General features: G+C 65.7%; 22 protein-coding genes. 9 read left to right on the top strand and 13 right to left on the bottom strand.

Annotated elements, in window-relative coordinates; translation table 11 throughout:
• Positions 1-408 precede the first annotated feature (408 nt).
• Complete coding sequence (gene galE, locus N8H22_RS17830; RefSeq protein ID WP_264591848.1) at positions 409-1,467, top strand: UDP-glucose 4-epimerase GalE; 1,059 nt, start codon at positions 409-411, stop codon at positions 1,465-1,467.
• Positions 1,468-1,671: 204 nt separating this feature from the next.
• Here the strand turns inward: galE and N8H22_RS17825 are convergent, their stop codons facing one another.
• Complete coding sequence (locus tag N8H22_RS17825; RefSeq protein WP_264591847.1) at positions 1,672-2,577, bottom strand: LysR family transcriptional regulator; 906 nt, start codon at positions 2,575-2,577, stop codon at positions 1,672-1,674.
• A 130-nt stretch (positions 2,578-2,707) separates the two neighbouring features.
• Between N8H22_RS17825 and trpB the strand changes: the two genes are divergently transcribed.
• The 3 genes from trpB to yghU all read left to right on the top strand — a co-directional run bounded on the left by trpB (position 2,708) and on the right by yghU (position 5,885).
• Positions 2,708-3,919 (top strand): tryptophan synthase subunit beta, encoded by a 1,212-nt coding sequence (gene trpB, locus N8H22_RS17820; RefSeq protein WP_264591846.1) that lies wholly within the window; start codon positions 2,708-2,710, stop codon positions 3,917-3,919.
• Positions 3,916-4,725 carry a tryptophan synthase subunit alpha gene (trpA, locus tag N8H22_RS17815; protein ID WP_264591845.1) on the top strand — a complete coding sequence of 270 codons (810 nt, stop codon included), beginning with the start codon at positions 3,916-3,918 and terminating at the stop codon, positions 4,723-4,725. Before trpB ends, trpA begins: the two co-directional genes overlap by 4 nt.
• A 317-nt stretch (positions 4,726-5,042) precedes the next feature.
• Positions 5,043-5,885: a glutathione-dependent disulfide-bond oxidoreductase gene (yghU, locus tag N8H22_RS17810; RefSeq protein WP_264591844.1), complete on the top strand. Its 843-nt coding sequence runs from the start codon at positions 5,043-5,045 to the stop codon at positions 5,883-5,885.
• 93 nt (positions 5,886-5,978) lie between these two features.
• Here yghU and N8H22_RS17805 read toward each other — a convergent pair whose 3' ends face one another.
• The 4 genes from N8H22_RS17805 to N8H22_RS17790 all read right to left on the bottom strand — a co-directional run bounded on the left by N8H22_RS17805 (position 5,979) and on the right by N8H22_RS17790 (position 9,568).
• The gene (locus N8H22_RS17805) at positions 5,979-7,814 is read right to left on the bottom strand and encodes an ABC transporter ATP-binding protein (protein ID WP_264591843.1); all 1,836 of its coding nucleotides are present in this window, start codon (positions 7,812-7,814) and stop codon (positions 5,979-5,981) included.
• Between the two features lie 250 nt (positions 7,815-8,064).
• The gene (locus N8H22_RS17800) at positions 8,065-8,631 is read right to left on the bottom strand and encodes a DUF1993 domain-containing protein (protein WP_264591842.1); all 567 of its coding nucleotides are present in this window, start codon (positions 8,629-8,631) and stop codon (positions 8,065-8,067) included.
• A gap of 99 nt (positions 8,632-8,730) precedes the next feature.
• Positions 8,731-9,159, bottom strand: a complete 429-nt coding sequence (locus N8H22_RS17795; RefSeq protein ID WP_264591841.1) for a hypothetical protein — start codon at positions 9,157-9,159, stop codon at positions 8,731-8,733.
• Between the two features lie 115 nt (positions 9,160-9,274).
• The gene (locus N8H22_RS17790) at positions 9,275-9,568 is read right to left on the bottom strand and encodes a zinc ribbon domain-containing protein (RefSeq protein WP_264591840.1); all 294 of its coding nucleotides are present in this window, start codon (positions 9,566-9,568) and stop codon (positions 9,275-9,277) included.
• Between the two features lie 501 nt (positions 9,569-10,069).
• Between N8H22_RS17790 and N8H22_RS17785 the strand changes: the two genes are divergently transcribed.
• Positions 10,070-10,972, top strand: coding sequence for a LysR substrate-binding domain-containing protein (locus N8H22_RS17785; protein ID WP_264591839.1), 903 nt, complete (start codon positions 10,070-10,072; stop codon positions 10,970-10,972).
• Positions 10,973-11,095: 123 nt separating this feature from the next.
• On the opposite strand, the gene N8H22_RS17780 is transcribed toward N8H22_RS17785, so the two are convergent.
• On the bottom strand, positions 11,096-12,577 hold the full coding sequence (locus N8H22_RS17780; protein ID WP_264591838.1) for a YdgA family protein: 1,482 nt from the start codon (positions 12,575-12,577) through the stop codon (positions 11,096-11,098).
• A 184-nt stretch (positions 12,578-12,761) separates the two neighbouring features.
• Complete coding sequence (locus N8H22_RS17775; RefSeq protein ID WP_264591837.1) at positions 12,762-12,959, bottom strand: DUF2934 domain-containing protein; 198 nt, start codon at positions 12,957-12,959, stop codon at positions 12,762-12,764.
• Between the two features lie 249 nt (positions 12,960-13,208).
• Here N8H22_RS17775 and pgm point away from each other — a divergent pair, with 249 nt between their 5' ends.
• Positions 13,209-14,873, top strand: a complete 1,665-nt coding sequence (pgm, locus tag N8H22_RS17770; protein WP_264591836.1) for a phosphoglucomutase (alpha-D-glucose-1,6-bisphosphate-dependent) — start codon at positions 13,209-13,211, stop codon at positions 14,871-14,873.
• Between the two features lie 16 nt (positions 14,874-14,889).
• Here the strand turns inward: pgm and N8H22_RS17765 are convergent, their stop codons facing one another.
• From N8H22_RS17765 to N8H22_RS17750, 4 genes are all read right to left on the bottom strand, one after another.
• The gene (locus tag N8H22_RS17765) at positions 14,890-15,504 is read right to left on the bottom strand and encodes a DUF4157 domain-containing protein (RefSeq protein WP_264591835.1); all 615 of its coding nucleotides are present in this window, start codon (positions 15,502-15,504) and stop codon (positions 14,890-14,892) included.
• Between the two features lie 125 nt (positions 15,505-15,629).
• A complete protein-coding gene (locus N8H22_RS17760; protein ID WP_264591834.1) occupies positions 15,630-17,150 on the bottom strand; it encodes a PepSY domain-containing protein in 1,521 nt (506 codons plus the stop codon).
• A 5-nt stretch (positions 17,151-17,155) separates the two neighbouring features.
• Positions 17,156-19,201 carry a TonB-dependent receptor gene (locus N8H22_RS17755; protein WP_264591833.1) on the bottom strand — a complete coding sequence of 682 codons (2,046 nt, stop codon included), beginning with the start codon at positions 19,199-19,201 and terminating at the stop codon, positions 17,156-17,158.
• Between the two features lie 125 nt (positions 19,202-19,326).
• A complete protein-coding gene (locus N8H22_RS17750; RefSeq protein WP_264591832.1) occupies positions 19,327-19,719 on the bottom strand; it encodes a DUF2946 domain-containing protein in 393 nt (130 codons plus the stop codon).
• Between the two features lie 228 nt (positions 19,720-19,947).
• On the opposite strand from N8H22_RS17750, the gene N8H22_RS17745 reads away from it, so the two are divergent.
• Entirely contained in the window at positions 19,948-20,274 is a 327-nt protein-coding gene (locus N8H22_RS17745; RefSeq protein WP_264591831.1) for a hypothetical protein, read from the top strand.
• A gap of 63 nt (positions 20,275-20,337) precedes the next feature.
• Here the strand turns inward: N8H22_RS17745 and pbpG are convergent, their stop codons facing one another.
• The gene (gene pbpG, locus N8H22_RS17740; protein WP_264591830.1) at positions 20,338-21,249 is read right to left on the bottom strand and encodes a D-alanyl-D-alanine endopeptidase; all 912 of its coding nucleotides are present in this window, start codon (positions 21,247-21,249) and stop codon (positions 20,338-20,340) included.
• Positions 21,250-21,507: 258 nt separating this feature from the next.
• Here pbpG and N8H22_RS17735 point away from each other — a divergent pair, with 258 nt between their 5' ends.
• Together N8H22_RS17735 and N8H22_RS17730 are read left to right on the top strand one after the other, a co-directional pair.
• Complete coding sequence (locus N8H22_RS17735) at positions 21,508-21,819, top strand: DUF883 domain-containing protein (protein ID WP_264591829.1); 312 nt, start codon at positions 21,508-21,510, stop codon at positions 21,817-21,819.
• Between the two features lie 16 nt (positions 21,820-21,835).
• On the top strand, positions 21,836-22,423 hold the full coding sequence (locus N8H22_RS17730; RefSeq protein WP_264591828.1) for an NAD(P)H-binding protein: 588 nt from the start codon (positions 21,836-21,838) through the stop codon (positions 22,421-22,423).
• A gap of 5 nt (positions 22,424-22,428) precedes the next feature.
• Here N8H22_RS17730 and aroE read toward each other — a convergent pair whose 3' ends face one another.
• Positions 22,429-23,247 (bottom strand): shikimate dehydrogenase, encoded by an 819-nt coding sequence (aroE, locus tag N8H22_RS17725; RefSeq protein ID WP_264591827.1) that lies wholly within the window; start codon positions 23,245-23,247, stop codon positions 22,429-22,431.
• Positions 23,248-23,275: the final 28 nt, after the last annotated feature.

Raw genomic sequence — 23,275 nt, 5'->3', positions numbered from 1 at the left:
CGAATGGCGGCGGCCGGGCCGTTCCTGCCCGCTCGCCCATCACCTGAAGCCAGCGCTGCCCTGCGTAAGGCGAATGAACCGGACCGCACCGCGACGTTCGTCGGCCAGCGGTCCGCGGGCTATTGACGGCGCATGATCGGCAGGGTTCCCACCAGCCATCCGACAGCGCAGCGCCCGACAGTCGGCTGTCGGTTAATCCAATCGTGATGGAACTCCCGTTCGACCTCATCCGTCCCTAATGCCAGGACAGCGTTTCACAACGGCTTCGGAACCCTCCGCGCGCAGCCAGCAATCGCCGTCCGGTTCCGCTTCGCCGATTCCTACTGTGGTGACTCAAGCAGCGTGGCCCACGGGCCTGGCGCCGGGTCCCGGGCGTGTGCAGCAGCGCTGCGATTCGGAGGTGAACAGATGATTCTGGTGACAGGCGGAGCAGGCTATATCGGCTCCCACGCGGTACTCGAGCTGCTCCTGGCGGGGCACGAGGTGCTGGTGCTCGACAACCTGTGCAACAGCTCGCCAGCCGCGCTGCAGCGGGTCGAGCAACTCGCCGGACGCGCGCCGCACTTCGTCCGCGGCGACGTGCGCAACCGCGCGCTGCTCAAGGCGCTGTTCGCCGCCTACCCGGTCAGCGCGGTGCTGCACTTCGCCGGTCTCAAGGCCGTCGGCGAGAGCGTGCGCGAACCGCTGCGTTACTACGAAACCAATGTCAGCGGCAGCATCGCGCTGTGCCAGGCGATGGCCGAGGCCGGCATCTTCAAGCTGGTGTTCAGCTCATCGGCCACGGTCTATGGCGAGTCGCCGGTGATGCCGATCACCGAGGAGCGCCCGACCGGCGTACCGACCAATCCATACGGCCAGTCCAAGCTGATGGCCGAAAACGTGCTCAAGGGCCTGGCGGACTCCGACCCGCGCTGGTCCATCGGATTGCTGCGCTACTTCAATCCGATCGGCGCCCACGAATCAGGGCTGATCGGCGAAGACCCCAACGGCACGCCGAACAACCTCTTGCCATACATGCTGCAGGTGGCAGTCGGCCGACGTGCGCAACTGAACATCTACGGCAACGATTACCCGACACCGGACGGCACCGGCGTACGCGACTACATCCACGTGGTCGACCTGGCGCAGGGGCACCTCAAGGCGCTGGAACGCCTTGAGCAGGTCGCCGGCGTCTCGGTGTGGAACCTCGGCACCGGCCGCGGTTACTCGGTGCGCCAGATGCTCAGCGCCTTCGAGGAGGTCATTGGCCGGCCGTTGCCGCACGTCTACAAGCCACGCCGTCCAGGCGACATCGCCCAGTGCTGGTCCGATCCGAGCAAGGCACGCGAGGAGCTGGGCTGGGAGGCACAACGCGGCCTGCCGACCATGCTCCGTGATGCCTGGCGCTGGCAGAGCCGCAATCCGCGCGGCTATGCACAAGACAAAGCCACCGTAGCAGGCGCCACTCAGACCGCGCTCGCCAGCTGAGGCCCAGGTCGGCGTGGCAGGCGTGATCGCGTCGATGCGGAGTTGGCTCAAATTGCCGACGAGGGTCAGCTCCTCGATCCCGCCCCCGCTCGACAGCGCCATGAGCCCGGTGTCGCGAAAGGAGTTGGCCTGAGCATCACCGGCGCACCCTCGCCGAGGCGTCGCAGCATTTACAGCACCAACGAACGGCGTCTGCAGATGCGCTCAGCCAGCGGCCAAGCGGGCGCCGCCGACCTCCTCGCGCAACCACTCGGCCAGGCGCTCGGCACGCCGATCGGAGCGTCGGGCCGGCACCCAGAGCGCCAGCCTGGCGCTGGTTTCGACGAAGCCCCAGGGCGCCAGCAGGCGACCCGCGGCGAGGTCGTCGGCCACCAGCTGCTGCGGCGCGATGGCCACGCCGAGACCGGCCAGCGCCGCTTCCAGCAGGAAATACAGATGCTCGAAGCTCTGCCCCAGACGCAGCCCCGCCGGATCCAGGCCCTGCTGACGCGCCCAGCTCGGCCAGGCCTGCGGACGCGAGACGGTGTGCAGCAGCGCCTCGCCGAGCAAGGCCGCCGGCGGCGCGCTGCGCAGCTCGGCGGCGCGCGCATGGTAGGGGCTGAGCACCGGACCGATGCGCTCGGCGGCCAGCTCGAACACCCGCATATCCGCCGGCCAGGGTGGCTCGGCGTACCACAGCGTGGCATCCAGCCCGGGCTTGCGCGGATCCAGCTCGCCTTCGCTGGCGGACAGCTGCAGGCGCAGCTCCGGCAGGTCGCGATTGAGCCGGTCCAGCCGCGGAATGAACCAGCGTGCCAGCAGGCTGCCGGGACAGCCGAGCACGAAGGGGGCCTCGGCTGTCTGCCGCTGCAGCTCGGCGCAGGTGCTGCGCAGCCGCTCGAAGGCCTCGCTGGCGGCGTCACGCAGACGGATGCCGGCATCGGTGAGTTTTACGCCGCGTCCTTCCTTGACGAACAGCGCCACGCCGAGCTGTTCTTCCAGCTGCCGGACTTGCCGACTGATCGCGCCGTGAGTGACGCTCAGCTCATCTGCGGCTTGGCCGATGCTCTGCAGGCGCGCGGCAGCCTCGAAGGCGCGCAGGGCATTGAGGGGCGGAAGGCTCTGACTCATCGGTGAGTTTTCCTGACATGTTGTGGCGATCTTATCGCTTTTTACCGGGCCGTCGCAGCGCTATCCTGCGCCCATCGCCACAGGTCCGGCCGCGCCGGCCTGTCCTTCTCGCGCACCGCAGGAGACTTCCATGACTTCGCTTCGCAACGGCCCGGATGCTCGCGGCCTGTTCGGCCACTTCGGCGGGCAGTACGTCGCCGAAACGCTGATGCCGCTGATCCACGAACTCGCCGCCGAGTACGAAAAGGCCAAGGCCGACCCCGAGTTCGCCAAGGAGCTGGCCTACTTCCAGCGCGACTACGTCGGCCGGCCCTCGCCGTTGTACTTCGCCGAACGCCTGACCGAACACTGCGGCGGCGCGAAGATCTACTTCAAGCGCGAGGAGCTGAACCACACCGGCGCGCACAAGATCAACAACTGCATCGGCCAGATCCTGCTGGCCCGGCGCATGGGCAAGCAACGCATCATCGCCGAGACCGGCGCCGGCATGCACGGCGTGGCCACCGCCACCGTGGCCGCGCGCTTCGGCCTGCAGTGCGTGATCTACATGGGCACCACCGACATCGACCGCCAGCAGGCCAACGTCTTCCGCATGAAACTGCTGGGCGCCGAGGTGATTCCGGTCACCGCCGGCACCGGTACCCTGAAGGATGCGATGAACGAAGCCCTGCGCGACTGGGTAACCAATGTCGACAGCACCTTCTACCTGATCGGCACCGTCGCCGGCCCACACCCCTACCCGGCCATGGTCCGTGACTTCCAGGCGGTGATCGGCAAGGAAACCCGTGACCAGATGCTCGCCCAGGAAGGCCGTCTGCCCGACTCGCTGGTGGCCTGCATTGGCGGCGGCTCCAACGCCATGGGCCTGTTCCACCCGTTCCTCGATGACGCCGGCGTGAAGATCATTGGCGTCGAGGCCGCCGGTTACGGCATCGAGACCGGCAAGCACGCGGCCAGCCTCAACGGTGGCGAGCCGGGTGTGCTGCACGGCAATCGCACCTACCTGCTGCAGGACGACGACGGCCAGATCATCGACGCCCACTCGATTTCCGCCGGCCTGGATTACCCGGGTATCGGCCCGGAACACGCCTGGCTGCATGAGGTCGGCCGCGTCGAGTACACCTCGATCACCGACCAGGAGGCGCTGGACGCCTTCCACCTGTGCTGCCGCAAGGAAGGCATCATCCCGGCGCTGGAGTCGTCCCACGCCCTGGCCGAAGTCTTCAAGCGCGCGCCGACGCTGCCCAAGGACCACCTGATGGTGATCAACCTGTCCGGTCGCGGCGACAAGGATATGCAGACCGTCATGCACCATTTTGCCGAACAGGAGGAGCGCATATGAGCCGCCTCGAGACCCGCTTCGCCGAACTCAAGCAGCAAGGCCGCGCCGCCCTGGTCACCTTCGTCACCGCCGGTGACCCGGACTACGCCACCTCGCTGGCCATCCTCAAGGGCCTGCCGGCCGCCGGCGCCGACGTGATCGAGCTGGGCATGCCGTTCACCGACCCGATGGCCGACGGCCCGGCGATCCAGCTGGCCAACCTGCGCGCCCTGGCCGGCAAGCAGAACATGATCAAGACGCTGCAGATGGTTCGCGAATTCCGCGCGCAGGATCAGACCACCCCGCTGGTGCTGATGGGTTACTTCAACCCGATCCACCACTACGGCGTGCCGCGCTTCATCGAGGACGCGCTGGCCGCCGGCGTCGACGGCCTGATCGTCGTCGACCTGCCGCCTGAACATAACGAAGACCTCTGCGACCCGGCCCAGGCCGCGGGCATCGACTTCATCCGTCTGACCACACCGACCACCGACGACGCCCGCCTGCCGGTGGTGCTGAACAACAGCTCGGGCTTCGTCTATTACGTTTCGGTGGCCGGCGTGACCGGTGCCGGCTCAGCGACCCTGGAGCATGTCGAGCAGGCCGTCGCGCGCCTCAAGCGCCACACCGATCTGCCGGTGTGCGTCGGCTTCGGCATTCGCACCCCGGGACAGGCCGCCGCCATCGCCCGGCTGGCTGACGGCGTGGTCGTCGGCTCGGCGCTGATCGATCAGATCGCCAGCGCCAAGTCCGGCGAAGACGCCACCCAGGGCGTACTCGGCCTGTGTCGCGAGATCAGCGCCGGCGTGCGCGGCGCGCGCGGCTAAACGTCCCGCTTCACGTAGGGTGGAAAACGGCGCAGCCTTTTCCACCCGACCGCCCCACCGCACCCGCCTGAGCATCGGTGGATGATCGCCAAGGCGAGTCATCCACCCTACGCTGCTCGGCTTACCGGGCAGCGGCCTTTTTCGTTCCCCATGCCGATTCAGCATCGAGCGGCCCCACCGCTGCGCTGACGCTGGACGATCGTCTCACGCGGGAGCATCGATATTGATGACCAATATCGACCAACTCGATTTCGACCGCGTTGTCCGAACGCGTAGCATGCGTGCACATCCGCTTTCACCCACTCGAGGAGATCGCCATGCCTGATACCAGCTACGTACCGCCGAAGGTCTGGACCCACGACGCGCCATCGGGCGGCAAGTTCGCCAACATCAACGCCCCCACCGCCGGCGCGCGAGTGGAAAAGGCGTTGCCGGTGGGCCAGCACCCGCTGCAGCTGTATTCGCTGGCCACGCCGAACGGGGTGAAGGTCAGCATCATGCTCGAAGAGCTGCTCGCCCTCGGCCACAGCGGTGCCGAGTATGACGCCTGGCTGATCAAGATCGGTGACGGCGACCAGTTCGGCAGCGGCTTCGTCGAGATCAACCCGAACTCGAAGATTCCGGCACTGGTGGACCGCAGCGTCGCAGGCGAGCCGCTGCGGGTATTCGAGTCCGGCTCGATCCTGGTGTACCTGGCGGAGAAGTTCGGTGCCTTCCTGCCCACGGAGACCCGCGCGCGCACCGAGACGCTGAACTGGCTGTTCTGGCAAATGGGCTCGGCGCCCTTTGTGGGCGGCGGTTTCGGCCACTTCTATGCCTATGCGCCGGAGAAATACGAGTACCCGATCAACCGCTACGCGATGGAAACCAAGCGCCAGCTCGACGTGCTCGACCGCCAGCTGGCCGAACGTCGCTACATCGCCGGCGACGATTACACGATCGCCGACATGGCCATCTGGCCCTGGTATGGCGGACTGGTGCGTGGCGAGCTGTACGACGCCGGCGAATTCCTCTCCGTGCAGGACTACAAGCACGTGCAGCGCTGGGCTGCCGAGATCGCCGGGCGCCCGGCCGTCATCCGTGGCCGCAAGGTCAACCGCACCTGGGGCGAGGAAGCCGAACAGGCCCCCGAGCGCCACAGCGCGGCGGACCTCGACTGAGCCGCCGCCAATCCTCGCAGGGTGGAAAACGGCGCGGCCTTTTCCACCTCCCTGCGCCACCCAGCGCCTGCCGCAACCGTGCTGCGGCCAGCCTCAATCCACCCCGACGAAGCCACCGGTCTGGTGCTGCCACAGCCGCGCATAGAGGCCGCCGCGTTCGATCAGCTCGGCGTGGGTGCCGCTCTCGATCACCTGGCCCTGGTCGATCACCACCAGCCGATCCATGCGCGCGATGGTCGACAGCCGGTGGGCGATGGCGATCACCGTCTTGCCTTCCATCAGGGTATCCAGGCTCTCCTGAATCGCCGCCTCGACCTCCGAATCCAGCGCCGAGGTGGCTTCGTCGAGCACCAGGATCGGCGCGTCCTTGAGCAGCACCCGGGCGATGGCGATGCGCTGCCGTTGCCCGCCGGAGAGCTTCACGCCGCGCTCGCCCACCATCGCCTCGAAGCCCTTGCCGCCCTGGCTGTCGTCCAGGGTCTTGATGAACGCGTCCGCGCGGGCCTTGCGTGCCGCGGCCCAGAGTTCTTCCTCGGTGGCATCGGGCTTGCCGTAGCGCAGGTTGTCGCGGATCGAACGGTGCAGCAGCGCGGTGTCCTGGGAGACCACGCCAATATTGGCGCGCAGGCTTTCCTGGCTGACCTCGGCGACGTTCTGCCCGTCGATCAGGATGCGCCCGCTCTCCAGGTCATAGAGGCGCAGCAGCAGGTTGACCAGCGTCGACTTGCCCGCACCCGACGGCCCGACCAGGCCGATCTTCTCGCCCGGGCGAATATCGATGGTCAGCCCGCTGATCACCCCGCCGCTTTTGCCGTAATGGAAATGCACATCCTCGAAGCGCACGGCGCCCTGCTCCACCTGCAGCGGCCTGGCGTCCTCGCGGTCGAGCACGTCGCGCGGCCGGACGATGCTCTTCATGCCGTCCTGCACGGTGCCGACGTTCTCGAAGATGCCGTTGACCACCCACATGATCCACTCGGCCATGTTGTTGATGCGGATCACCAGGCCCAGCGCCAGGGCGATGGCGCCTGTGGTGATCAGCGCCTCGCGCCACAGCCACAGCGCCAGCGCGCCGGTGCCGACGATCAACAGGCCGTTCATGCAGGTGATGAGGCAATCCAGGCTGGTGATCACCCGCGACTGCAGGCGGAACTTGCCGAGCAGCTCCTGCATCGCCTCGCGGGCGTAGCTCTCCTCCTCCCGCGAATGGGCGAACAGCTTGAGCGTGGCGACATTGCTGTAGCCGTCCACCACCCGCCCCATCACCTTCGAACGCGCCGCGGACGCCGCCGCCGAACGCGCGCGGATACGCGGCACGAAGTACCAGAGCGCGGCGCTGTAGCCGGCGATCCACAGCAGCAACGGCACGATCAAGCGCAGGTCGGCGGCGGCGAACAAATACAGCGCGCTGCCGGCATAGACCACCACATGCCACAGCGCATCGATCACCTGCATGGCCGAATCGCGCAGCGACGGCCCGGTCTGCATCACGCGCTGGGCGATGCGCCCGGCGAAGTCGTTCTGGAAGAAATTCAGGCTCTGCTTGAGCACGTAGCGATGGTTCTGCCAGCGGATCAGATTGGTCAGCCCGGGGTTGATCGCCTGATGCGTCAGCAGGTTGTGCAGGCCGAATACCAGCGGCCGGATGACCAGCGCCACCGCCGCCATCCACAGCAACTCGTTGCGGTGCTCGGCGAAGAAGGTCCGCGCGTCGTCGGTCGCCTGCGCCATATCGATCAACTGGCCGAGAAAGCTGAACAACGCCACCTCGATCAGCGCCGCGAAAAAGCCAACCACCAGCACGGCCGTCATCAACGGCCAGACCTGCTTCAGGTAATGGGTATAGAAACGCATCATCCCGGCCGGCGGCGCAACGTCCGGGCTGGGCTTGAAGACATCGATCAAGTTTTCGAAACGGCGGAACAGCATGGGGAGGTCTGCTTTGTGGCGAGGTGGGCGAACGTCTTTCGCAAATACGACCGCTCGGGCGCGGCATCCCGGTTGGACGCCCCAAGCCCGCGAGCGTTTCGCCAACCACATGCCCTGCCCGTCGATTCGCATCGGTGGACAAGCGCAGCGTTGTCCACCCTACGCCACTCGGCCTTCTCTGCCGACACCGGACATGCGTAGGGTGGAAAATGGCGAAGCCTTTTCCACGCGTTACGTCCAGGCTACCTCGCTACCCCCTCGGAACCGATTCCGGACGCAGATACGGCAGCATATGCGCCACGTAATCCGCCTTGCCCAGCACGATCCCTTCCTTACGCAGAATCGAATACGCGGTCATCACGTGGAAATAGAACTGCGCCAGCGTCCAGTCACGGGCGTATTGCTCCGCGGTCAGATCGAAGATCATCCCGTTTGCCAGCTCGTGGGCGATTGGCTTGTCCGTGTTGGCATCCAGCGCATCGGCCGCAAGGCCGTCGAGCAACGCCACCGTCTCATTGATCCGGGCATAGGCATCAGCCAGCGTACCCGACCGCTCGCCAGCGTGCCGCCCCTCGTCCAGCAGCTCGTTGATCACCGCCGGGAACGCCTCGCCTCTCAGTCGGCACACGGCCTCCCGCGCCTGCACACAGGCAAAGCGAACCTGAGTCGACAGCGGAAACATATCCGGCGCCAACCGCGCGGATAACAACGCCTGCGCCTCGGATTCCGGTAGCTGGGCCTGCGCCTTCTTCAGCCAGCCGGAGAGGGTTTTGAGCATTTGCGTATAGGTTGGAACGAGGAGTGCCGTTAGTTGCATGGCTTCATACCTTGTAGGGTTGAGGGTTTCGCCGAAGAAAGTGACAGGGTGTTATGAAGCTAGCCACCTTAAAGGTAAACAAATCCGTCCATTCCTCGCTCAGGCGGGCGCTGAGGGAGAAACCTTGAAATCTGACAGGATGAATACCGTCTCGCTGCTTAAAAACGCTTCTACCTCGGATAAAGACGTGAACTTTTTATGGATAAGCCTTTCCGTTTCAGTGCCAGATGTGATCTTTACATCTAGCACATACGCTTTTTGATCGAATTTAAGTCGAGCTGAGTGCTCGATTAACGTTTTGCCCGTTTCAATCAGCGCAGTTACCGAAAGTTCATGGTCAATCAGCGTCTGGTTGGCTTGGCTATTCAGCCTTTTCTTTTTGCCTTTCAGCTCTTGGGCTGTCAGCCACCCACCTATCCATATAGCCGCCATCACAACCCAAACCCAACCATACGGCGGCGGGCGCCTAGCAGAAAAGCCTTGAGGGCTACCCAGCCATTCCACGATGGCACTTACAACTTCGTCCATGGTGACTCCTTCAAAGCGTAATATCCGGCTTAGCTCACCTGCTCATCTCGATCACCTATGAAAATAAAAAACAAACCTGCCCCCTTTTTCTCTTAGCCCCCTTTTCCCTTATGAGCTATTCCGGCCAACTGTTAGATGAATAACGTGAGGCTCCCGTTTGACTTTGTGTTTTCGCTATTGGCTTATCATGTAGAAATTCTGTTCTGCAGTGCGGGCATATATTTGCATCGCGCCGCGCACTTTCCTTACACTGCGGACAACGTTTCAATATCGACGCGAACAGCGAGTGCGGCAAGGCAACAATAAAAATGAGAGCACCATATATCCACCAGACAAAGAAGCGACGCCCTTTAAGGGCTGCAATTATGGCTGGAATAAGACCTAAAACCAATGCAATGAAAAAGATCATGGAATTTCCTATGGTGTGCATTTAGCTGCGTTTCGATTGATTTGCCTAGAATAACAAAGGTGGCAGATTTATTTTTCTAGCAGGACGGAACATCTGCGAATAATAAATCTGCCACCTTTTCTCTCGCTTTTCTCCTCGGCAAAACGCCACTCGCCACGTGTATCGAACTGGCATTGGGAGCGAAAAGGGAAAAAGCGCGCCATCTATACCTTCCTTGGAAACGGGCCGGTGCAACGTCAAGTTGCCGCAGCGGAACGTGATCGAATGCGCAATTGCTGCGCGTGATGGCACATTAGCCACTGCTTCCCTACGGGTAAAGCAGACGATGGATTAATCCTCGCTTTTCCTATTGCCACCTGATGTGTCATTGGCCTAGGCCGTGCGGGTGTTCGCCCTGTTGATCGGCTGCAGGGCAGCGGCCAATCGGCACCACCTGGTTGAAGCCATTCACCACTGCCACCAGACTCCACCACTCCGCTCTCTTCCACACGCCCCCACCTTATGAAAACCAACCTCGACGAAATGCTCGCCTTTGTCAGCGTGGTCGACAGTGGCTCGATCAGCGCTGCGGCCGAGCAGCTGGAACAGACCGCCTCGGGCGTCAGCCGGGCGTTGAGTCGGCTGGAAGAGAAGCTGGCGGTGACGCTGTTGCGGCGCACCACGCGGCGGCTGGAGCTGACCGAGGAAGGCGCGGCGTTTCTCGCCCAGGCGCGGCGGATTCTGGCCAGTGTGGAGGAAGCCGAGGAGCAGATGGCGCTGCGGCGGCAGGCGCCGGCCGGGCGCTTGCGGGTCAATACCGCGTCGCCGTTCATGCTGCATGTGGTCGTGCCGCTGATCGGCGATTTCCGTGCGCGCTTTCCGCTGATCGAGCTGGAGCTGCACAGCGACGACCGCATCGTCGATTTGCTGGAGCGGCGCATCGATCTGGCCATCCGCATCGGTCCGCTGCCCGACTCCAGCCTGCATGCACGGCCGCTGTGCCATACCACACGCCGGGTGCTGGCGAGCCCGGCCTATCTGGCACGGCATGGCACGCCGCAACAGGTCGAGGAGCTGGCGGAGCACAGCCTGATCGGCTTTACCGAGCCGGATCGCCTCAACGACTGGCCGCTGCGCCATGCACTGGGCGAAAGTTGGCGGATCGCGCCAGCGCTGCGGGCCTCCAGCGGCGATACGGTGCGTGAACTGGCGCTGGCTGGCGAGGGGCTGGTGTGCCTGTCGGACTTCATGACCGACGGTGACCGCGACCGCGGCGAGCTGGTGGAGGTACTGGCGGCACAACGGGTCGACGAGCGCCAGCCGATCAACGCGGTGTACTACCGCAACACCGCGCTGGCCTCGCGCATTGCCTGCTTTCTGGATTTTTTGAGTGAGCGCCTTCGGGTCGGCGCCTCGCACGACTGAGCGTGGGTCGCGCGTCCGGGCATCCACGGCTGTGGCGCGGGCTGAAGCCGAGAAGGAAAACGGCCCTGGCCGTCGAGTCACCGACGGCCAGGGCCGCATCTTTCAGCTCGTGAGCAGCGCGGTTTATTGCCCCAGCAGGCCCGCGTTCTGTACCGAGCCGAAGGCAAAGCCGAGGAACTCCGGCACGCTCATTTCGCGGCCGTTGAAGGTCACCTTGTCGTTGGCGTAGTGCAGCGAACTGACCAGCCGCTCGCCTTCCAGACGCGACCAGCCAGTGTTGAGCGCCATGCCGCTGAAGAGGTCGGTGGCGGCATCGGTTTCCTGCTGCAGTGCCGCCTGGTCGAGCTGACCGTCACGCGCGTTGTTCTGTACGACCAGCCCGGCGATATCGCGCACCAGGTCCTTGTCGATGCCGGCGTCGGCCTTGAGCGAGGCGAGCATGCTGGTGATCATCGCGTCCGGGGTGAAGGCTTCCGCACTCGGCGATTGCAGGTCGAGCACGACGGACAGGCGGGCGGCGCCGTGAGCGGTTTCGAAGCCGAACTCGTCGAGGGCCAGCGTGGGTTTGTGTTCCAGTAGCTCAAGGGCGCGAGTTTGCAGCCCCTGTTGCTGGGCGCTGGTCAGGCCGGCGAAGGATTCCTGCGGGGTGGCGCTCTGGTCGAGAATTTCCATGTAGCTCGCCACCAGGGCCTTGAGGCTGCTTTCCTCGAGGTTGCGCAGGCTGAACGCGAGGGCGAGGTTGCGGAAGGTCTGGCCTTTGGCGCTGACCTCACCGATGCGGTAAGCGATGGTCTGGTCGAGGCCACGGCTGCCGCGGCTCAGCGCCTCGTCGATCGAGGCCTGCTGGATGACCACGGCGGGTTCGTCGCCCGCCTTGATCTCCATGCGCTCCAGGGTGATGGCGGACGGGCCGAAGCCGAAACCGGCGTCGTAATCCTGCTTGTCGGCGCTCAGGCCGATGCCGCGCAGGCTCACCTGTACCGGCTGGCCACTGTCGCTGCGCTGCGTGTCGATATCGATTTCAGCCAGTTCGCCATCCAGGCGTACGTCGCTGCCGTCCTTGTTTGCCTTGAAGTTGAGATTGGCGGGGGCGATGCGCACGCTGCCGTCTTCGTCTTCGAGATTCAGCGCAGCCGTGCGCAGATCGCCGGCCTGGCCGCCGTCGTAACCGATGGTGACGTCACCCACCAGCGGCACTTCGCCGGAAGCGGCATCGAACAGTTTCTGCGTCAGCGGCGTGCGTTCGAGTTCGAAGTGGCTTTGCGCGGCGACCGGCATCAGCTGGCCACGGGCCAGGCGCGAGACGGGGAACGGGCCGTGTTCGAGGCGATCATTCAGCAGCAGGGAGAACTGGCGGTCGTTGCCTTCGTCATCCGGGATGTTGAAGTCGATCTGGTAGCGCGCGGCGCTGGACAGCAGGCCGCGCTCGAAGCTGAGCAGGGTGAGGCTGACATCGGCACCGGCGCCGACACTCATTTCGCGCAGCTGGAGATTGGCCTGGTTGACGGCATCACGGGCGATCGCTTCGACCTGGGTGCTGGTGTAGAAGGTGGCGGCGCCGAAAAGAGCCAGGGGTACGGCTACGGCGAGTGCGAGCTTTTTCATTCGAGCATCCTGTGCGGCGGCTGGGCAGACGTCCTGTCAGCCATTGGTTGGCAAGCGGCGGCACTCTAGCAGCGCGCCTCGACAGGCTCCAGCGCGTCGGGGCAGAGAATGGGAAGGCTGAGAACGTCGCAACAGATTCGGGCGGGACGACGCGTGCCGCGCCCTCGCCGCCCGGCCTGTATGGTTAATGCGTGTTATCCGATTTCGGCATGGGAATGGCCACACTGCTTTCGATACTGCCGGCCTCGGCGTTGCCTTCCTTGTAGAAGGGTTCGATGTCCTCGCGGGCTTGTTGCCAATGCTCGGTTTCCTGGCCTTCCGGCTGGTCTTCGGCTTGCCATATCTCGTAGGCGCGCTGGCGGATGCGTTCGTCGACGTTCATGGCTGAACCTCCGGGTGGCGGGCCGGGGAGTTGCCGGCCAACAAACAGAAGAAAGGCCGCCCGGGTGCAGGTTCCGGCGGGGCGACGAGCGCGTTCGGCTGAAGCGCAGCGGCGCGGCGCACGGCGATCAGGGAACCGCCACCGTCGCTGCGGTCTTAGCTCTGGATAAACGCCGCATAGTGGCGTTTCATTCGCTTCGCGCCGCCGCATGGTTCGGCGCATCGCCTTACTTCTCCACAGGACCCACCGATGAGCCTCGCCCCCAACGCCGGATGCCTGCCCGACCCGCATACCCTCACCCACCTACCGCGCCTGGTGGCGCGCTACTACAGCGACCGCCCAGACCCGGCCGACCCGGCGCAGCAGGTGGCGTTCGGCACCTCGGGGCACCGCGGTACGTCGCTCAAGGGCAGCTTCAACGAGTGGCACATCCTCGCCACCACCCAGGCGATCTGCGACTACCGCCGCCAGGAGGGCATCGACGGCCCGCTGTTCATGGGCATGGACACCCACGCACTGTCCGAACCGGCGTTCATCTCCGCGCTGGAAGTGCTGGCGGCCAACGGCATCCAGACGCGCATCGACGCCGGCTGCGCGGAAACCAACGGCGAGCCAGGCTATACGCCGACCCCGGCGATCTCCAACGCGATCCTCAGCTACAACCGCGGCCGCACCAGCGGGCTGGCCGATGGCATCGTCATCACCCCGTCGCACAACCCGCCGGGCGATGGCGGCTTCAAGTACAACCCCAGCAACGGCGGGCCGGCCGATACCGGCGTGACCAAGTGGATTCAGGAGCGCGCCAATGTGCTGCTGGTCGCCGGGCTCGACGGCGTCAAGCGCATGGATTACCGCCAGGCGCTGAACGCGTCGACCACCCAGCGCTTCGACTTCATCGATGCCTACGTCGGCGGGCTGGAGCAGGTGATCGACCTCGCCGCGATCCGCGATTCCGGGCTGAAGTTCGCCGTCGACCCGCTGGGCGGCGCCGGTGTGCACTACTGGCCGCGCATCGCCGAGCGCTTCGGCCTACCGCTGGAGGTGCTGTCCACCGTGGTCGACCCGACCTTCCGCTTCATGCGCCTGGACTGGGACGGCAAGATCCGCATGGACTGCAGCTCGCCGCACGCCATGGCCGGGCTGATCGAGAACAAGGACCGCTTCGACGTGTCCTTCGCCTGCGACACCGACCACGACCGCCACGGCATCGTCACCCGCTCCGGCGGCCTGATGAACCCCAACCATTACCTGGCGGTGGCCATCGAATACCTGTTCACCCACCGCCCGGGCTGGAGCGCCGAGGCCGGCATCGGCAAGACGCTGGTGTCCTCGTCGATGATCGACCGCGTCGCCGCCGGCATCGGTCGGCGGCTGGTGGAGGTACCGGTGGGTTTCAAATGGTTCGTCGACGGCCTGATGGACGGCAGCCTGGGCTTCGGCGGCGAGGAATCGGCCGGTGCCTCGTTCCTCGACCTGAACGGCAACGCCTGGTCCACCGACAAGGACGGGCTGATCCTCGGCCTGCTCGCCGCAGAGATCACCGCGGTGACCGGCCAGGACCCGAGCGAACGCTACCAGGCGCTGACCGACCGCTTCGGCGCCCCGGTGTACCAGCGCATCGATGCTGCCGCCAACCGCGAGCAGAAGACGCGCCTGGGCAAGCTCTCCGCGTCGCAGGTCAGCGCCAAGGAGCTGGCCGGCCAGCCGATCACCCGCATCCTCACCGAGGCACCGGGCAATGGCGCGGCCATCGGCGGGCTGAAGGTCGAGACGGAAAACGGCTGGTTCGCCGCACGGCCGTCCGGCACCGAGGACGTGTACAAGATCTACGCCGAGAGCTTCGACGGCGAGGCGCACCTCAAGCGCATCCAGGCCGAGGCCAAGGCGCTGGTGGATGCGGTGCTGGAAGGCTGACCGTCAGCCGACAGGTTCAGGGCGCTGCCGTGGCGGCGGCTTCGCCCAGGGCCTTTTCCACTTCCCGCTCCAGCGCGTAGGCCGGGCTTTCAACCGCGCGGTGATCCAGCGTGTAGCGCCGCGCGAATTCGGCAACGCCCCATTCCAGATACTGTTCGACGTGCTTGAGCTCATGGGCCCACAGCGCGACGTTGTGCTGCGCGTCCGCCGGCCGGCGGAAGACGATGACGTCGATCAGGGTGACGGCGTTGACGTCCGGATTGCGCAGCAGGGCGTTGCCAGCATCCAGCGCGACCTGGTCGCCGACGCGAAAGCGTGCCGTCTCCAGCACGGCGAGATCGAAGTAGGGTTCCAGCTGCAGGCGCAGGTGCAGCGGGATCGGCTCGGCACCGGCGGCGATCAGCTGGTCGCGCGACTGCTCGATCCAGCCCTGCAGGGCGACCGCGCTCATCTGCTGCACGCGGTCGTACACGGCACGGGCATCCGCCGACGAACCGGGCACACAGATGCAGCTACCGGCCAGACAGATCGGCTGCTGGCCGACGGCGCAGCTGGCCTGCGCCTGGACCGAAGCACTGCCGAGCAGCAGGGCGGCGAGCAGGTAAAGACGCAGGGGAAGGGTAACGAACACGCGACGTCCTCGGGGTGGGGCGGCGGCACTATAGCGACATGCCGTAGCCACGCGAAGGGCGCCAGATCGCCGGTCGCCTTGCGCCCAGCCGAGCGAGGCCGCCTGACCGACCTGGCAGCCTCGCATTAGCGCGCTGGCAACCGCGCGCCGGTCCCGCTTGTCTTTGCGGCGACGGCCCTCTGCCGTGATCGGCGCCTGAGTCGCCGCCAGCCCAGTATCACGCCCGTGGCGGCAATCAGCAGTACCCCGGCGCTGAGCGCCAGCAGCAGGCCGTCACGCAGCCCGGCATGGCGTAGCAACGGCGGCCAGTCCCAGCTGTGCAGCAGCTTGAACAGCCAGCGCACCGCGCGCCGACGTTCGTCGAGCTGTTCAAGGACGGCGCCGCTGTAGGGATCGATGTGCAGCCAGGTCGCCGCCGGATCGTCGAAGCGCACGCGCAGCACCGGCAGGCGGCGCGGCAGGTCACTGTAGAGGCTGGGTTCGCTGCGCGCGTAGTAGTGGAAATCCTCGCGCGCCAGCCAGTCGAACTGCGGTCGCTGAGCGGGCCAGGCTCGCCGGATACTGCGCTCCAGCACCGCCTGATCCAGACGCGCCAGTGGCGGCCCGCCAGCAGCGGACAGGATGCGGGTCTCGCCCCGGGCATCGATGCCCGTCAGGTAGGCCTCGCCTCCCAGCATCCGCCATTGCAGTTCGACCGGCTCGATACCGGCCCGACGCAACTGACGCAGCGCGCCCGGCAGGTTGTCGCCCAGCACCTGCGGGCGCAGCGTGCCGTGCAGCGCCTCGACATCGATGGTCGAGCGGCTGACGAACAGCCCCCAGGGCTCCATCGACAGCAGGCCACTGACCAGCCAGACCAGCAGCACACCGCCACCCAGCAAGCCGCCGACATGATGCAGACGCCCGGCGCCGCTCGGGTAGGGCGAGCGCGAACCGTTGCGGTAGCGACCGGCGAAGCGCCAGCGCAGCAGACCGATGAGCAGGCCCAGCAGCACCATCAGTCCCGCCAGCAGCGCGCCGTGGACCAGCGCCACAGCCCAGGCGGCCTTGGGCAGCAGCTCGCGCAGCGGATACAGCCAGTGCAGCCAGGCGCCCAGATAGTTCCAGGCACGTTCCCGCGTGGACGCATCGCGCACCACCAGCCCGGTATGGCTGGAGACGTAGAGCAGACGGCCTTCGGCGTCGGCACTCTGCACGCGGTACAGCGGCCGTTCGCGCGCCAGCGCGTGGTTGCGCGTCCAGGCGTCTTCCTCGATCAGGTCGACGAGACGAACCGCGGCGCCGCCGGCGAATTGCCGCGCGCTGGCCAGCGCCTCGCCCGGACCGATCCGCTCGATGCGCCGGCCGCTCCGTGCATCGACCGCGACCAGCGGACCCTCGCCATAGTCGACCAGGTAACGCGGCGAGCCACCGGCGCTGGTCAGGCGCAGACGGCTCACCGGGCGCGCGCCCGCGGCCGCCAGCGCCACCCCAGGCGCGACGCAGCAATCGCCGGCCAGCGGTGCCAGCCGCGCCAGGTGCTCGCCGCTGGTCAGCTTGGGATAGCCGACGTAGAGCATTACCGCGCCGCTGATGATCCACAGCAGCACGAACACGCCGAGGACGATGCCGAGCCAGCGGTGCGCCAGGAACAGGTAGCGCTTCATGCCGCTCAGAAGTCCAGGGTCACGGCGGCGTACAGCGCGCGACCGTCACCCGGCGCATGCAGCGACTGCACACCGTCGTACCAGACGTACTCGTAGTAGCGGTCGGTGAGGTTCTTCAGCTGCAGGTCGACCGCCAACTGCTCGGTCAGCTGGTAGCTGGCGCCGAGGTTGAACAGCACATAGCCGCCGTAGGTGCCCTGGGTATTCTCGCGCTCGAGGTAGTAGTCGGTCTGGCCGTTGAGCCAGGCGCTGAGCTGCAGGTCCGGCGTCGCCTGGTAGGTGCTGCCGGCCGAATACAGGCGCTGCGGCACGTGGTCGATCTCCTGGCCCTGGCTGGCCGGCAGGCTCGGGTCGGCCTTCTCGATCTCGGAGAACTGCCAGGAGTGCGCCAGCCACAGGCTCAGCTCCGCGCTCGGGTAGAGGTTGAGCTGCGCGTCGTAACCCCAGCGCCGCGTCTGGCCGAGGTTTTCCGATTCGCCGCTGGGGTCGTTGAGCCGGCGGCGCACCTCGTCGGAGGCCACCTGCTCCCAGTAGGCGATGCGACCGTCGAGCCAGGGCGTCGGGTTGAACTTGAGGCCGGTTTCCCAGCCGTCGTTGATCGACGGCGACAGGTCGGTAGTGCGCGGCGGCACCTTGTAGGCCGCGGCGCCGGTGCCGATCTGGAAGGTCCGACCCCAGTTGCCGTACAGGCTGAGCTGCTGCACCGGGGTGTACACCAGGCTGATCTTCGGCTGCTCGATGGTGCCGTAGTCGTTGATCGAATAGTCGTTGCCGGCCAGCTCGTCGGTGTAGTCACCCTCGATGCGATCGACGCGAAAGGCCGGGATGATCTTCAGCGACTCCACCGGCTGGATCACCGCCTGCAGGTATGCACCGTAGCTGTCGTAGTCGAAGCGCTGGTCGCGGGTCTGCGCCACCGGCTCGCGCTCAACGCTGGTGTAACGCTCGCTGCGGTTGCGCTGCTGCTCGGTATCGAGCCCGCCTTCGAGGGAGAAGTCGTATAGCCAGGCCACCTCCGGGCGGTAGGTCAGCGAACTGCGCGCGCCGTAGTGGCGCTCCTCGGTGGTGCGCTGCTGCTGCGGCGCCGATTGCGAGAAACGCACCCAGCGGTCGTCATCGAGGGTGTTGAGCCAGACCTTGGTGGCCCACGACAGATCGGCGGCCAGCTCGCTGTCCAGATGCAGGCTGAGCTGGTTCATTTCGCGCTCGCCCATGTCGGTTGCCGACAGCGCGTAGGACTCGCGCGGCGAATGGCGCGCATCCTCGCGTGACAGGTAGCCCGGCTCGTTGGCATCGGCCTCGTAGTGGCGGGCGATCAGGCCCAGGCGCCAGGCAGCGGAGTCCGGCTGGTAGAACCACTTGCCGGACAGGCTGGTGCGCTCGGCATCGGCGTGATCGCGATAGCCGCCGCTCTTCTGCTGGCCGATGAAGTAATTCTGCGTCCAGTTGCTGCCCTCGATGCCCTTGGCCACCTGCAGCTCCTGGGTGTCGTAACTGCCGTAGCGCAGCCGCGCCTTGCCGTAATCGCCACCGGTGCGTGAATGCACGGTGACGTTGCCGGCGATGTTGTACAGGCCATAGCGCGGGTCGTTGGTGCCGCGCACCACCTCGATGCCGTCGATTTCCAGCGGGAACAGCATGTCCAGGTAGGGCATGTTGCCGTCGTTGCTGTTGCTCGGAATGCCGTCGATCAGCAGCTTGACCGCGTTGACCTCGCCCTCGCCGTTGAAGCCGCGGAACGACAGCTTGCCCGAGGTCGTGCCCTGGCCGAATTCGGTGAGCATCACCCCCGGCGCGCGGCGGAACAGCTCCCAGCTGTAGAGCACCGGCTGCTGTTCGAGAATGTCGCCGCCGAGCAGGTCGACCGAGCTGATGACGCTGCTGGTCTGCAGCGGGCCGCTGCTGTCGGCGGTGACGGTGGTGGTGCCCAGGCTCAGGGCGGAATCGGCGCGGTTGTCGGCGTTCGCCGTTGTACAGAGCGTCAGCAGGGCCGAGCCGGCCAGCACGCAGGGCAGGGTGGAGCGGCGCTTGGCGCGCAGGTGAAAGGTCATCGATGATTTTTCCTTGAAGCGATTCGTGTCCCGGCAGGGCGAATGCCGGGTGATCGGCTACGGGGCGCGCAGCCATGGCCGCGATGCCGGTACGGTGAGATATCGAAAGGGCCGGTCGGCCCGCTTCAGGCGGTGGGGGAGGCGCGCGGGTTGAGCGCCGGCCATTGATGACGCGGTGCAGGAAGCAGTGCGGGTTCCGCAGGCAGGCGTGCCAGCAGGCGGGCACGCGGGTCGGGCAGCGGCGGGACGGCGCTGGGCAGTGCGGCGAATCCGGCGAATCCGGCGCCACAGCAGCATTGCGGCATACCGGCGTGATGGGCGGCCGGGGCGGAATCTTCCTGGTCGGCAGTGACCTGCGCATGGCCGGCATGTTCGAGCTGCTGCGCCAGCGGACAGTACCCGCCCCAGCCAAGCAACCGCTTGGTCTCGGCCGACAGGCTGCCGGCAAGCGGCATCGCCAGCACATGCAGGAGCATGGCCAGGCAGGCGATCCAGGCTGTCGAACGGCGCCTACGCATTGAGGAGTCCGGGTGAGAAAGGTGGGTGATCTTAAGAATTAATATCAATAAGTGAAATTGCGCAAACTCAAGAACCGGCTGCGCAGCGCATCACCGGGTGCGACATTGCGACGCACTCGGTGTCGAACTAGAGTGAATTCAAGCGCGAGGCGCTTTCGCAGTCGCCCGCCGACGTCATCCGCGGCTCCGTGTTTGACGATCAAGTCCTCTAGAACAAGGATTGCAGCCATGAAACCCACTTCTCCGCTGGCTTCCCTGCTGATCAAACGTCCCTTGGGCGTAGTGTTCTGGCTCTACGGCGTGATTCCCAGCCATATTCTCTGGGGCATGGCGCTGTTCGGCTATTTCAACGGCGCCTCACTGGCCACCAATCTGATGATGTTCGGGCTGATTCTCGGCTATACGGCGTGGATCATCACCGAGATCTGGCTCTGCGCGGACAATGTGCGCGACAAGCTCTACGGCGACATGGCGCGCCTGCTCACTGCCGCCTGGGCGATCAACAGCGTGCTGCTGGTGTTCTTCCTGTCGATCCAGCGGCTTGGCGCTGTCTGAATCACGCCTCAACAAAAAACGCCGCGTGATGCGGCGTTTTTTATCCCGATGAAACGCTGACGGTTACTGCGCGGCCTGCAACAGCTGCTGACGCTGCGCCATCTTCTGCTTCTTGTAGGCCAGCGCTGCCGCCGGAACCGGGGTGATGGTGCCGGTCTCGACCCACTTCTTCAGTCGGTTGGCATCGGCCATGTGGGTGTATTTGCCGAAGGCGTCCAGCACCACGAAAGCCACCGGACGCCGGTTCATGGTGGTGCGCATCACCAAGCAGTGGCCGGCGGCGTTGGTGAAGCCGGTCTTGGTCAGCTGGATGTCCCAGTTGGGTTTGCGCACCAGCGCGTTGGTGTTGCGAAAGCCAAGGGTGTAGCCCGGCTTGCGGAACGCTACGGTCTTCTCGCGGGTGGTGCTGAACTGCTCGATCAGCGGATAGCGCTGGCTGGCGCGGATCAGCTTGACCAGATCATTGGCGCTGGACACGTTGCGCTCCGACAGCCCGGTGGGCTCGACGTAACGGGTGCTGCTCATCCCCAGCGCGCGCGCCTTGGCGTTCATTGCCTGGATGAAGGCGCTGTAGCCGCCCGGGTAATGATGCGCCAGGCTCGCCGCTGCGCGATTCTCCGAGGACATCAGGGTTAGCAGCAGCATGTTGCGGCGGCTGATCTCGCTGCCGAGGCGCACGCGTGAATACACCCCGCGCATTTCTGCAGTTTCGCGGATGGTCACTGGCAGCATCTGGTCCAGCGGCAGTTTGGCGTCCAGTGTCACCATCGCCGTCATCAGCTTGGTCACCGAGGCGATCGGCACCACCAGATCAGGATTGCTGGAATACAGCACCTCATTGGTCTGCAGATCGACCAGCAGCGCGCTGCCAGACGCCAGTTCCTGCTGGGCCTTCGCCGCAGCGGTGGCCACCGTGGCCGATACGACGCTGCTGCATGCCAGCAGCAGTCCCAGGAACGCATGACGTAGCTTCACGGACTTCACCCAAAAATGCTGAAACGGGACGCGCCGCAACGACAGACGCGGCGCGCAGTATAAGCCCGGCGCAGACGCATCGCAGCTCCCGCATGCGGCTGCGCAAGGCACTTCCCAGGTCTCGGCCGACTTGCCGACCACAACCCACATTTTCAGCGTAGCGCTCCCCGCGCCGACGCGCCGTCTCACCGTGACGAATCGCACCTTCCAGCCAATTCAGGGTCAAACTCTCACATTGATCACAGGGGAGGCTTCACCATGTCGCGTTTCAGCCACACGCCCACCACCCGTGCCGAAGTCCAGCATGAGATCGACACGCTCATGCGGGCCCTCGACGAACTCAAGCGGGACGCCAGTCGCGAATCGCGGCACGGCCTGCACAATCTGCGCTCACGCGCCGAATCGCTCTGGCATGACGCGCATTGGGACGATCATTACGCAGACCTCTCACGCCGGACCCGTGACGCCGGACGGATGGCCAAGGACTGCGCCCGCGAGCACCCCTGGACCACGGTGGCCCTGGCCGCGGGCGCCTGTGCGCTGATCGGCTATCTGATCACCCGACGCTAGCGCGAGAACCTACTGCATGCTCAACGCCGAAACGCCCAGGCTGAAGTTCGCGCTGTATGGCGCGCACTCGAACCTCGGCCATGCGCTGCTGGTGGAGCTGCTGAGTCGCCAGCACGAAGCGGTCGCACTGCTCGACGATCTCAATTCGATCGCTGCGCGACCGGGTCTGCGTACCAAGCCGGGCGATCTGTTCGATCCGGTGCATGTCAGCCAAAGCGTCGCCGGGATGGATGCGGTGATCTGTCTGCTCGACGCCTCACCGCTGACGGCAGCAGCGGATTGTCACCAAGTGGTGGACGCGTTGCTGCTCGGATTGAAACGGGTGCAGGTGAACCGCCTGCTGCTGATTGCCGATTTCCCGGCCATCGAAGAGCAGCCGGAGGTGGCGGCGGCTTTGCATCGTCTGGCCACACATCCACTGCGCTGGACGCTGGTGGATACGCCGGCCACAGCCGATGCGCCGGTCAGTATCGAGACGCTCGCCAGCGCGGCCGGGCAGGGTGAAAGCAATCCGCATCGACAGCTGCAGCGCATCGCCGCGGGTATCGTCGATGAGCTGGAGCAACCGCAACACATCCATCAGCGCATCCACTTTCGCGCCTGAGCGGTTCAGCCGGCGGTCAGCTGGCGCCGCAAGTCGGCGAGCACCGGCGCCGTGACCGGGCGCACGCCGCGCCACAGCTCGAATGCCGCAGCCGCCTGCTCCACCAGCATGCCCAGGCCGTCGCGCACCGGCGCGCCACGCGCGGCCGCCCATTGGCAGAAAGCAGTCGGCGCGGCGCTGTACATCATGTCGTAGCAGAAAGTCTGTCCGGGAATGATCAGGCTGTCGGCGAGCGGCGGCACATCACCGGCCAGGCTGGCCGAAGTGCCGTTGATGATCACGTCGACCGGCGCCTGCAGGTCGGCAAACGCACTGGCAGTGACCGGGCCGAGCTCGGCAAACTCCGCGGCCAACTGCTCAGCCTTGCTCAAGGTGCGGTTGGCGATCACCAGGGCCAACGGACGCTGCGCCAGCAACGGTTCGAGCACCCCGCGCACCGCGCCACCGGCACCGAGGAGCAGCACGCGCTTGCCGGCCAGGGCGACCCCTGCATTGTGCAGGTCACTGACCAGCCCGACGCCATCAGTGTTGTCGCCCAGCAGGCTGCCGTCGGCGAGCTTCTTCAGGGTATTCACCGCCCCGGCGCGCCGGGCACGCTCGGTCAGTTGGTCGGCCAGGCGGTAGGCCTGTTCCTTGAACGGCACGGTGACGTTGGCGCCCAGCCCTTCGTGGAAGAACCTGCGGGCAAAGCCGGGGAAATCCTCCAAAGGCGCCAGCAATGGCTCGTAGCTCAGCGCCTGGCCGGTCTGTGCGGCGAACTGCCGGTGAATCTGCGGGGATTTGCTGTGGCCGATGGGGTTGCCGAAAACGCCGTAGCGGTCCATGAATCTTCCGTCTCTCTGCGCATGCAGC

This window comes from Stutzerimonas sp. S1 (genome assembly GCF_025966695.1).
Lineage (GTDB): Bacteria > Pseudomonadota > Gammaproteobacteria > Pseudomonadales > Pseudomonadaceae > Stutzerimonas.
The sequence above is the reverse complement of the archived record's forward strand: the minus strand, read 5'-3'. Positions and strand labels throughout refer to the sequence as shown.

Excerpts from the sequence above, each read along its gene's own strand:
- N8H22_RS17800 (WP_264591842.1), bottom strand. The coding sequence starts at position 8,631 with ATGCAACTAACGGCACTCCTCGTTCCAACCTATACGCAAATGCTCAAA.
- N8H22_RS17775 (WP_264591837.1), bottom strand. The coding sequence starts at position 12,959 with ATGAACGTCGACGAACGCATCCGCCAGCGCGCCTACGAGATATGGCAA.
- yghU (WP_264591844.1), top strand. The coding sequence starts at position 5,043 with ATGCCTGATACCAGCTACGTACCGCCGAAGGTCTGGACCCACGACGCG.
- N8H22_RS17790 (WP_264591840.1), bottom strand. The coding sequence starts at position 9,568 with ATGATCTTTTTCATTGCATTGGTTTTAGGTCTTATTCCAGCCATAATT.
- N8H22_RS17785 (WP_264591839.1), top strand. The coding sequence starts at position 10,070 with ATGAAAACCAACCTCGACGAAATGCTCGCCTTTGTCAGCGTGGTCGAC.
- trpB (WP_264591846.1), top strand. The coding sequence starts at position 2,708 with ATGACTTCGCTTCGCAACGGCCCGGATGCTCGCGGCCTGTTCGGCCAC.
- N8H22_RS17735 (WP_264591829.1), top strand. The coding sequence starts at position 21,508 with ATGTCGCGTTTCAGCCACACGCCCACCACCCGTGCCGAAGTCCAGCAT.
- N8H22_RS17745 (WP_264591831.1), top strand. The coding sequence starts at position 19,948 with ATGAAACCCACTTCTCCGCTGGCTTCCCTGCTGATCAAACGTCCCTTG.
- N8H22_RS17780 (WP_264591838.1), bottom strand. The coding sequence starts at position 12,577 with ATGAAAAAGCTCGCACTCGCCGTAGCCGTACCCCTGGCTCTTTTCGGC.
- N8H22_RS17760 (WP_264591834.1), bottom strand. The coding sequence starts at position 17,150 with ATGAAGCGCTACCTGTTCCTGGCGCACCGCTGGCTCGGCATCGTCCTC.
- N8H22_RS17755 (WP_264591833.1), bottom strand. The coding sequence starts at position 19,201 with ATGACCTTTCACCTGCGCGCCAAGCGCCGCTCCACCCTGCCCTGCGTG.
- galE (WP_264591848.1), top strand. The coding sequence starts at position 409 with ATGATTCTGGTGACAGGCGGAGCAGGCTATATCGGCTCCCACGCGGTA.
- pgm (WP_264591836.1), top strand. The coding sequence starts at position 13,209 with ATGAGCCTCGCCCCCAACGCCGGATGCCTGCCCGACCCGCATACCCTC.
- aroE (WP_264591827.1), bottom strand. The coding sequence starts at position 23,247 with ATGGACCGCTACGGCGTTTTCGGCAACCCCATCGGCCACAGCAAATCC.
- N8H22_RS17795 (WP_264591841.1), bottom strand. The coding sequence starts at position 9,159 with ATGGACGAAGTTGTAAGTGCCATCGTGGAATGGCTGGGTAGCCCTCAA.
- N8H22_RS17805 (WP_264591843.1), bottom strand. The coding sequence starts at position 7,814 with ATGCTGTTCCGCCGTTTCGAAAACTTGATCGATGTCTTCAAGCCCAGC.
- N8H22_RS17825 (WP_264591847.1), bottom strand. The coding sequence starts at position 2,577 with ATGAGTCAGAGCCTTCCGCCCCTCAATGCCCTGCGCGCCTTCGAGGCT.
- trpA (WP_264591845.1), top strand. The coding sequence starts at position 3,916 with ATGAGCCGCCTCGAGACCCGCTTCGCCGAACTCAAGCAGCAAGGCCGC.
- N8H22_RS17730 (WP_264591828.1), top strand. The coding sequence starts at position 21,836 with ATGCTCAACGCCGAAACGCCCAGGCTGAAGTTCGCGCTGTATGGCGCG.
- N8H22_RS17750 (WP_264591832.1), bottom strand. The coding sequence starts at position 19,719 with ATGCGTAGGCGCCGTTCGACAGCCTGGATCGCCTGCCTGGCCATGCTC.